The organism is Leucobacter sp. M11, assembly GCF_035726885.1.
In the GTDB taxonomy this organism is placed as follows: domain Bacteria; phylum Actinomycetota; class Actinomycetes; order Actinomycetales; family Microbacteriaceae; genus JAPFRB01.
Window position 1 is genome coordinate 437,740 of record NZ_JAPFRB010000001.1, and the last position, 8,456, is coordinate 446,195.

Annotated in this window: 8 protein-coding genes and 1 riboswitch; of the genes, 5 read left to right on the plus strand and 3 right to left on the minus strand. The window is 71.8% G+C overall.

The annotated features are described in order from the left end of the window. The first annotated feature begins 273 nt into the window (after positions 1-273). Positions 274-456, plus strand: a riboswitch (M-box (ykoK) riboswitch). A gap of 131 nt (positions 457-587) precedes the next feature. Further along, entirely contained in the window at positions 588-1,301 is a 714-nt protein-coding gene (locus OOT08_RS02220) for an MgtC/SapB family protein (RefSeq protein ID WP_325090921.1), read from the plus strand. A gap of 328 nt (positions 1,302-1,629) precedes the next feature. Next, the gene (locus OOT08_RS02225; RefSeq protein WP_325090922.1) at positions 1,630-2,046 is read left to right on the plus strand and encodes a TM2 domain-containing protein; all 417 of its coding nucleotides are present in this window, start codon (positions 1,630-1,632) and stop codon (positions 2,044-2,046) included. Between the two features lie 66 nt (positions 2,047-2,112). Here OOT08_RS02225 and OOT08_RS02230 read toward each other — a convergent pair whose 3' ends face one another. Beyond that, positions 2,113-2,532 carry an SMI1/KNR4 family protein gene (locus OOT08_RS02230; protein ID WP_325090923.1) on the minus strand — a complete coding sequence of 140 codons (420 nt, stop codon included), beginning with the start codon at positions 2,530-2,532 and terminating at the stop codon, positions 2,113-2,115. Positions 2,533-2,569: 37 nt separating this feature from the next. Beyond that, on the minus strand, positions 2,570-3,631 hold the full coding sequence (locus tag OOT08_RS02235; protein WP_325090924.1) for an MsnO8 family LLM class oxidoreductase: 1,062 nt from the start codon (positions 3,629-3,631) through the stop codon (positions 2,570-2,572). 231 nt (positions 3,632-3,862) lie between these two features. Between OOT08_RS02235 and OOT08_RS02240 the strand changes: the two genes are divergently transcribed. Further along, the gene (locus tag OOT08_RS02240; protein ID WP_325090925.1) at positions 3,863-4,654 is read left to right on the plus strand and encodes a glucose 1-dehydrogenase; all 792 of its coding nucleotides are present in this window, start codon (positions 3,863-3,865) and stop codon (positions 4,652-4,654) included. 53 nt (positions 4,655-4,707) lie between these two features. Here OOT08_RS02240 and OOT08_RS02245 read toward each other — a convergent pair whose 3' ends face one another. Beyond that, on the minus strand, positions 4,708-5,493 hold the full coding sequence (locus tag OOT08_RS02245; RefSeq protein ID WP_325090926.1) for a glucosamine-6-phosphate deaminase: 786 nt from the start codon (positions 5,491-5,493) through the stop codon (positions 4,708-4,710). Positions 5,494-5,959: 466 nt separating this feature from the next. Here OOT08_RS02245 and OOT08_RS02250 point away from each other — a divergent pair, with 466 nt between their 5' ends. Beyond that, on the plus strand, positions 5,960-6,589 hold the full coding sequence (locus tag OOT08_RS02250; protein ID WP_325090927.1) for an MFS transporter: 630 nt from the start codon (positions 5,960-5,962) through the stop codon (positions 6,587-6,589). A gap of 446 nt (positions 6,590-7,035) precedes the next feature. Continuing rightward, on the plus strand, positions 7,036-8,456 hold a 1,421-nt coding region (locus OOT08_RS02255), incomplete at its 3' end, for an ABC transporter ATP-binding protein (protein ID WP_325091285.1).

The following is an 8,456-nucleotide window of genomic DNA, read 5'->3' on the forward strand; positions in this document are numbered from 1 at the left end:
TGAAGCGGGTCGTTGAGCTGCACGGCTCCGCGCTGGAGCTGTGGCACGGCCCGGCCGGGGGTTTGCAGGCCAGCGCGCTGTTTGCCCGCCGCTGAGCCGAGCCCGCTGTGCCGAGCCCGCGGTGCCGGGCCCCTCGGCCCGATGCGAGCTGCCGCGATGCCGCCGCGCAGCCGCCGCGCAGCCGGGCCGGAGCCGTCCCGGCTGCGCGCGAGGCAGCGTGCCCGGCGCGGACGCCCGGTGCGCGGCCCCCAGAAACGTGTTACGGTGGCCGCTGCAGCACTTCGTTCGGCGAGGCTCCTGCACGAACACAGGCCACTGATCTGACGACGTCGAGAGACGCCCAAGGTTAGGACAGGTCTCCCCGGCTTAAGGGGTGACCCAAAGTGGCTTCCCGTCGCACCGTCGGTGCCCCGGATACGTCGTGCAGTGCCAAAGCTCTGACCTGGGAGGCGCTCGCGCGGTGGACCGTCACCGCCCGTTCCCGTGTGCTCGCACGAGGCCGCGAGGCGGATGGACGGAGGTGATGGTCATGAGTGACGAACACAGTGAACCCTCTCCTCCGCTCCCACTCACGGAAAGGCACCGTCATGTTCGATGCCCTCGACCTTATTTTTCGCATGTTTCTCGCGCTCTCGCTCGGCGGCCTGATCGGCCTGGAGCGCCAGTGGCGCGCCCGAACCGCCGGGGTGCGCACCAACGCGCTCGTCTCCCTCGGCTCCGCCCTCTTCGTCGTGATGGGCGCGTACAGCTTCGAGGGGCCCGGCGCTGACCCGACCCGCGTCGCCGCCCAGATCGTCTCCGGCATCGGCTTTCTCGGCGCCGGGGTCATTATGAAGCAGGGCGCCTCGGTGTCCGGGCTCAACACCGCGGCGACCCTGTGGGCGTCCGCGGCGATCGGCTCCCTCGCGGGGGGCGGCATGCCGCTCATCGCCGCGGTTGGCACCCTCGCGGTCGCGCTCGCCAACTGGCTGCTGCGTCCCCTCGGCCGCTTCCTGGATCGCCGGAACGGCACCTCCCGGGCGAAGTCCCCCGCCGAGTATCGCTTCGAGGTGGGGTGCGCCACCGAGAACGAGGTGCCCGTGCGCGCCCTCGTCTTCGACGCCGTGCACCGCCCCCGGTTCACGGTGCAGTCGGTGGCGGCGGTTGATCTCCCGGTGGACGGCGGGGTCCGGATCACCGCGGTCGTGCAGAGCCCGGCCCGCAACGACCGGGAGATCGAGGCCGCGATCGAGCGGGTAATCCGCGCCCCGGAGGTCACCTCGGTGCGGTGGCAAGCCCGCGAGCTCGGCGAGGAGGACTGAGGTGAACCAGCACGACCGCGACCGCGAGCGGCACTGGATTGCCTTCGGGGTGTTCAGCTCACGCACGTACCCCATCTGGTTGGACACCTGGGCGATGGTTCCCGGGCCCGAGGCCCCGGCAGCCCTGGCGGACGGGGACGATTCGGGCGAGGAAGCCGGGGCGGCCGCGCGTGACGTGGCGGGCGCCGGGACCCGCGTCCCGCCCCGGGGCGTGCCGGGTTCCCTGCGCCGTGAGCTCGCCGAAAACCGTTGTGCCGCGCCCGCGAACGCGCCAGGATGGAGGTCCACGGCCACACACCACCAGCCACGGAACTCTCGAGGAGCCCCCATGTCCGATCCGAATGCCCCGCAGTACGCCGCGCCCCAGTATCAGGCCCCGCAGTATCAGGCCCCGCAGGCGCGGGCGCCCCACCCCGGCGCCGGTCAGCGTCCGGGAGCGCCCGTTGGCCCCAAGTCCTTCGTCGCCACCTGGCTCCTGTCCTGGTTCCTCGGCGTGCTCGGCGTGGACCGCTTCTACCTCGGCAAGGTCGGCACCGGCATCCTGAAGCTGATCACCGCGGGTGGCTTCGGCATCTGGTGGCTCGTCGACCTCATCCTGGTGCTCGCCGGGAGCCAGCGGGACAAGCAGGGCTTTGCGCTGAACGGCTACGCCGAGAACAAGAAGACCGCGTGGATCATCACCGCGGTGCTCGTGGTGCTCTCGGGCTTCGGCGGCGGTTTCGGCGCGGTCACCGTCTTCAACTAGGCTCGCGCGCCGGGGCGTTCCCGATCGCCCCGGCGGGCCGAGCGCCAGCGCCCGAATGCTGGCGCGTCAGTCGCCGACGCTCTCCTCCAGCAGGGCGCGGAAACTGGCCGCCAGCCGCACCAGGGTGTTCCCGTGGGTATGGTCGATCAGGCACACGCTCCCGTCCGCAGCCAGCCAGATCGGGTTCCCCGAGCCGTCGTCAGCGAACACCAGCCCGTCGATGCGGGCCCCGTAGGCCGCACGCGCCTCGCGGGTCAGGTCGAGGCAGGTTTCCCGGCCGAGGAGCTGGGCGTTGTCCCACGCGTGCACCGGGACGCCGACGAAGCAGCCGCCCCAGCGCCCCACGAACTCGGTGAAGTCCGGGTCCGGGACCAGGTCGAGCTCGTGCAGTCCCGCGCGCAGCTCCGCCGCGGGAATCGGGCGGCCGGGACCGTAGCAGGCGACGGTCCGCTCGATGCGAGCGAGCAGCGCGTCTCCGAGGGCCATAGCGACAGCCTACGGCACCGGGTGGGCGGCCGAGCGCTCAGCGCGAACGGCGGGGTGCTGGGTCGGGCAGCGCCGCGGCCCAGCGCGGCGTGACCCCCAGGGCCCCCGCCAAAAGCGAGAGCGAGCGGAGCCGGTCCGCGGGCATCGCGACCATGCTCTGCGCCATGACCTCGTCCGCGCCGCTGGCCGCGACCATCTCGCCGAGGGCGTCCCGAACCTCGTCCGGGGACCCGGCGAGAAACCTCGGCCAGGCCCCGTCCACGGGCAGCGTCGCCTCGGCGGCCTGCGCGTCGCTGAGTTCCGCGAGGGCCGTGTCGGCGTCCGGCACCCCGGTGCTCACGTTCCCGCGGGCAAGCCGGGCGTAGTAGGCCTTCGGCGAGGCCACCAGCCGGGCCGCTGCCGCGGCGTCGTCGCCGACCGTGATGTTCGCGGCGAGTATCGCACGCGGCTCGGCCAGCCCGCTCGCGCCGGGGCGGAACGCCGCCCGGTAGTCGCGCAGCGCCTGCGCCGCGTCGCGCGGGTGAATGAACGAGGCGAAGGCGTAGCCGATGCCGAGCGCCGCGGCGAGCTGGGCGCTTCCCCGACTCGATCCGAGCAGCCACGTCTCGGGGCGACTCGCCACCGAGGGCAGCAGGGCGAGCTGGGCAAAGGGGTGCTCCGCGGGGAACCCCCCGGTGACCCAGGCGAGCGTCTCCGCGACCTGCTGATCGTGGTCGATCTGCGCCGGCTGGCGGCGATCCTGTTGCAGGGCGAGGTCGATCACGGGGCCCGTGCCCGCTCGGCCCATCCCGAGGTCGATTCGCCCCGGATACATGGCCTCGAGCTGCCGGAATCGTTCGCCGACAATCAACGGGCTCGTGTGATTCATGAGCACGGCGCCCGAGCCCACCCGGATCTGACTCGTGGCGGCCGCGGCCGCCGTGATCAGCAGCTCCGGATGGTGCGAGGCCCCCATCTGGCCGATGTGGTGCTCGGCAAACCAGATCCGATGCAGGCCGAGAGCCTCGGCGTGCCGGGCCAGGTCCAGGGAGTCGCGTAGGGCATCGGACTCGGTGCTGCCGGGGGCGACGACGCTCAGGTCGACGACGGAGAGTCTCACGGGTGTCACTTCCTCAGAACGGTCCCCAGCTCGGCACCCAGAGCCTAGGCGCGCTGCCCCCGGCGCGTCAATTCCGGGGTCGAGTAGCTGCTTTTCGAGGGCTCCGGGTGTGAAGACACTCAGCTTTCGTTGCTGAACTGGGGCCACCGAACCCTCGGGCGGGGCTCCAATTCGGAGCGAGCAGCGCCGCTGATTCGCCGCGCCCCGCGCACACTGGCAGGAGTACAGCGTATGAGCATTTCACTCGACGGCAACATCGCCATCATTACCGGAGCGGCGGGCGGCCAGGGCGCCGCGGAGGCGCGACTCTTCCTCGAACGCGGCGCCAGCGTCGTCCTCACCGACTTCGCCGCGGAGGCGGGCGCGGCGCTCGCCGAGGAGCTCGGCGAGCGCGCCAGCTTCGTCGCCCACGACGTGGCCTCCGCCGAGGACTGGGCCGCCGTGGTCGCGCACACGCTCGACCGGCACGGGCGGATCGATACCCTCGTGAACAACGCGGGGATCTTGCGGATGATGCCGCTTGAGGAGGAGACGGTCGAGGGCCTCGACCGGATCCTGAGCGTGAACGTGCGCGGCGTTTTCCTCGGCATGCAGGCCGTTGCCGCCACCATGAAGGCGCAGGGTTCCGGGGCCATCGTGAACATCTCGTCGCTCGCGGGCATCCAGGGGCAGCACGGGGCGGTCGCCTACTCCGCGAGTAAGTTCGCGGTGCGCGGCATGACCAAGTCGGCCGCGCTTGAGTTCGGCCCCTTCGGGGTCCGCGTCAACTCGGTGCACCCGGGGACGATCCTCACGCCCATGATCGGCGACCTCGGCGAGACGGCGGACATCTTCCCCTTCGCGGCGCTCGGCCGGGCCGGGCGCGCGGAGGAGGTCGCCACGCTGGTCGCCTTCCTCGCGTCCTCGGACGCCAGCTATCTCACGGGCGGCGAGTACCTCGCCGACGGGGGCTCGGCGGCGGGCGACTCCGCGCAGCTGCAGCAGGCGCTCATGGGCGGCTTCCAGACCCCAAACGCGGAGTAGGGTCGGGGCCCGGGGGCGAGACGGCGGCGAGCGCCGATCGTCCGTCCCTGGGCTCAGCGGGCGCTGGGCTCGGCCTGCGCGTCGAGGCGGGCTGCCGCCGCGAGGGTGTCCTCGGAGAGCAGGGCTGCTGCGAGCGGGTCGAGGTACCAGTGCACCCGCGGGTGTTGCCGGAGGACGCTCGCCGGGAGGTCAACCGAGACGGGGCCTTCGAGCGCGCCGCGGACGGCTGCCGCCTTTTCGGAGCCGATCGCGATCACGATGAGTTCCTGCGCGTCGAGGATGGTGCCGAGGCCCTGCGTGATCGCGGAGCGGGGCACGAGGCTCGTGTCGCCGTCGAAGAAGCGCGCGTTGTCGGAGACGGTTTCGTCGGTGAGGGGCACGATTCGGGTGCGCGAGTCGACCGGGGACCCGGGCTCGTTGAAGCCGAGGTGGCCGTTGCGGCCGATGCCGAGGATCTGGAGGTCGACGCCGCCGGCGGCGAGGATGGCCGCTTCGAAGTCGGCGCACTCGATGGCGGGGTCTGCGGAGCCGGAGGGTACGCGGACCTGTTCGGGGCGGAGGCCGAGGGGCTCGGTGACGGTGCTGCTGATGACCGAGTGGTAGCTCTCGGGGTGCTCGGGGTCGAGGCCGACGTATTCGTCGAGGGCGAAGCCGAGCAGCCCGCTCAGGTCGAGGCCTCGCTCAGCGACGAGGCGGGCGAGGGCCCGGTATGCGCTGAGCGGTGAGCTGCCGGTGGCGAGGCCGAGCACGGGGTGATCCCGGTGGCTGAGGGCCTGGAGGATCTGCTCGGCGGCGAGCTCGCCGAGGCGCTCGGAATCGGTGACGGTGATCTGCGGCAAGTGGGCTCCCGGGTGTTCGGTGTGGCAGGAAGGCGCCGGGGCAGCGACGCCGTCTTAGCCTACTCCGGCGAAGCTGAGTCCTGTGCCGACCCTCCGGCGGTGACGGCGCCCGGGGAGCGGTCGATGGCGTTGCGGCTTTCGGTGCGGCAGGAAGCACGTTTGGCGAGGCGGTCGCGGTGGTCGCGGAGCTGCCGGATCATCTCGGCGTCGGCTTCGCGGAAGACGCGGGAGCCGTTGCTGAGCCGTTCCGTTCGGAGGAGTCCCTGTGCTTCGTCGTAGCGGATGCGTCGGGGGGTTTTGTGCCCGAGCGGGTCCCCAGTTCACCGATGTGCAGGGGGGCCTCCTCGAGGGTGGCGCCCGCGGGGCTGGGGCGCTCTGCCTTGGGTTCACGGAGTGCTGCCGGGCGCTATTCCCGCGGCGGGTCGGGTTGACCCTGACACGAGTGTCCGCCTCGGATGCTGGCGCGATGACTCTTTGTGCTCCCTCGCGCTCCCCCGGCAGCCCTCGCTTTCCCGTCCTGATTGCGTGCCTGTGTGCCGCGGTCGGCTTTCTCACGTTGTTGACCGAGGTGTTGCCCGCGGGCATCCTGCCCGCGCTGGCCGCGGATCTGGGGGTGCCGGAGGCGCTGGCTGGTCAGTCGACCGGGGTGTTTGCCCTCGGCTGCATCGTGTCGGCGATTGCGCTGTCCGCGGCCACGGCGCGGGTGCCGAGGCGCACGCTGTTGCTCGGGGTCTTGCTGCTGTCCGCCGCCGCGAACCTGGGCACCGCGTTCGCGCCCAGCCTGCCCCTGCACCTGGGGTGTCGTTTCCTTGCTGGGTGCGCCGCCGGGGTGGTGTGGGCGGCGTTGCCCGGGTATACGCGGGGCGTGAGCACCCCGGAGAGGTTCGGGGCGATGCTGTCGATCGCGCTTGGCGGGGGCACGCTGAGCCTCACCCTCGGGGTGCCGGTGGGCACCCTCCTCAGTGCTGGGGGCCGGGTGGCTGGCCCCGGTGGCGGCGGCGATCACGGTGCTCACGATCCCGGCCGCGTTCGGGGTCGCCCGGGGCCTGCGACGCGCCGGGGTCTTGCGCGACGCGCCCGGGGGGTCATAGGATGAAATCTCGTGAATTGCTGACACCAGCGCACGCCACAGGAGGGGATGACGATGACACGCACCGCAGCGTATGCTCCCCGTTCCCGTCGGCGTTCCGGCAGTGTCCACCGCGCCGCTCTCGGCAGCATCGGGGGCTCCCGCACAGCCCCAGCGGGCACGACGCCCGCGATCTCCGCAGCATAGGGTCCGGCGCCTCGCGCCCAGCCCACGGTTTTCACCACGAGTCTCGCACTCACCAGCCCCGTTCCCGGGGCTCCCTGGCCCGGCCGCCCAGCGCCCCGCCTCCCCGTCTCCTGCCAGCACCGGCACCCGCCCGCACGAACCGTAGAGGACTGCTCACCACCGTGACATCTCAACCCCGCACCCCGACACCCTCGGATCCCCAGCCCGTCGCCAAGAAGCCCGGCACCCTGCGCGTGCTCGCCCGCATCTGGCCCTACGCGAAGCCCATGAAGTGGAGCCTCATCATGGGCGCGATCGCCGCGCTCGGCGCGGGCATCGTGGCCCTGAGCATCCCCCTTGTCTTGGAGGGGCTCGTGGACGGCCCCCTCGTCTCGGGAGATCGCCGACAGATTTGGTGGGCCGCGGCGGCGGTGCTCGCCCTCGGCATCGCCGAGGCGGCCCTCATCGCCGCCCGGCGCTGGTTCGTGCTGACCCCGGGCACGCGCATCGAGGCCAGCATGCGTAACTCGCTCTACGCGAAGCTGCAGGACCTGCCCGTGGCCTTTCACGACCGCTGGCAGTCCGGGCAGCTGCTGTCCCGCGCCGTCGCCGACCTCGGCCTGATCCGGCGCTGGCTATCGTTCGGCCTCGTGCTGTTCGTCGTGAACCTCGTGACCGTGGCGATCGGCGCCGTGTTCCTGTTCCGCTGGCACTGGCTGCTCGGCACCGTGTTCCTCGTGACCTCGCTCCCCCTGTGGGCCTACGGCTACGTCTTCGAGAAGCAGTACTCGGTGATCGCCAGGCAGAGTCAGGACCAGTCCGGCGACCTCGCGACGACGGTCGAGGAGTCCGTGCACGGTATCCGTGTGCTGAAGGCCTTCGGCCGTGGCGGGCACGCCCTGCGCGGCTTCCGCGCCCAGGCCGAGCAGCTGCGCTCCACGGAACTCAAGAAGGCCCGCGCGCTCGCGAACATCTGGCTGTGGATCATCCTGCTGCCCGACCTCGCCTTCGCGTTCAGCCTGCTCGCCGGGCTGTGGCTCGGCTCCACCGGGCAGATCACGGTCGGTGAGCTGTTCGCGTTCTTCGCGACCGCGACCGTGCTGCGCTTCCCCATCGAGTCGATCGGGTTCCTGCTCGCGATGACGCTCGACACCCGCGCGGCCGTTGACCGCTTCTTCGAGGTGATGGACCGCCCGAACACGATCACCGACCCGGCGCACCCCGTCACGATCGACGCCCCGCGGGGCGAGCTCGTCTTCGAGGACGTGCACTTCCGATACCAGGACGCGGCGCCCGGCAGCCGGGACCTCATCGATGGCGTGCAGCTGACGGTGCGCCCCGGCGAGACGATGGCCCTCGTCGGCGTCACCGGCTCCGGGAAGACGACGCTCACCGCGCTCACCACCCGGCTCTACGACGTGACGGGCGGGCGCGTCCTCCTGGACGGGGTCGACGTGCGCGATCTCACCCGCGAGGAGCTGCGCCGGCACATCGGCATGGCCTTCGAGGAGCCCACCCTGTTCAGTTCGACGGTGGCCGACAACGTGTTGCTCGGCCGCAACGACCTGACCCCGGACACCCCCGAGGATGAGCGCGTCCTGCGCGACGCGCTCGAGGTGGCGCAGGCCGACTTCGTCGCCACGCTCCCCGAGGGCGTGAATACCCAGGTCGGCGAGGAGGGGCTCAGCCTCTCCGGCGGCCAGCGGCA

Bases quoted from the DNA above. Each gene is read 5' to 3' on its own strand.
- OOT08_RS02220 (WP_325090921.1), top strand. From the start codon at position 588: ATGTTCGATGCCCTCGACCTTATTTTTCGCATGTTTCTCGCGCTCTCG.
- OOT08_RS02225 (WP_325090922.1), top strand. From the start codon at position 1,630: ATGTCCGATCCGAATGCCCCGCAGTACGCCGCGCCCCAGTATCAGGCC.
- OOT08_RS02230 (WP_325090923.1), bottom strand. From the start codon at position 2,532: ATGGCCCTCGGAGACGCGCTGCTCGCTCGCATCGAGCGGACCGTCGCC.
- OOT08_RS02240 (WP_325090925.1), top strand. From the start codon at position 3,863: ATGAGCATTTCACTCGACGGCAACATCGCCATCATTACCGGAGCGGCG.
- OOT08_RS02250 (WP_325090927.1), top strand. From the start codon at position 5,960: ATGACTCTTTGTGCTCCCTCGCGCTCCCCCGGCAGCCCTCGCTTTCCC.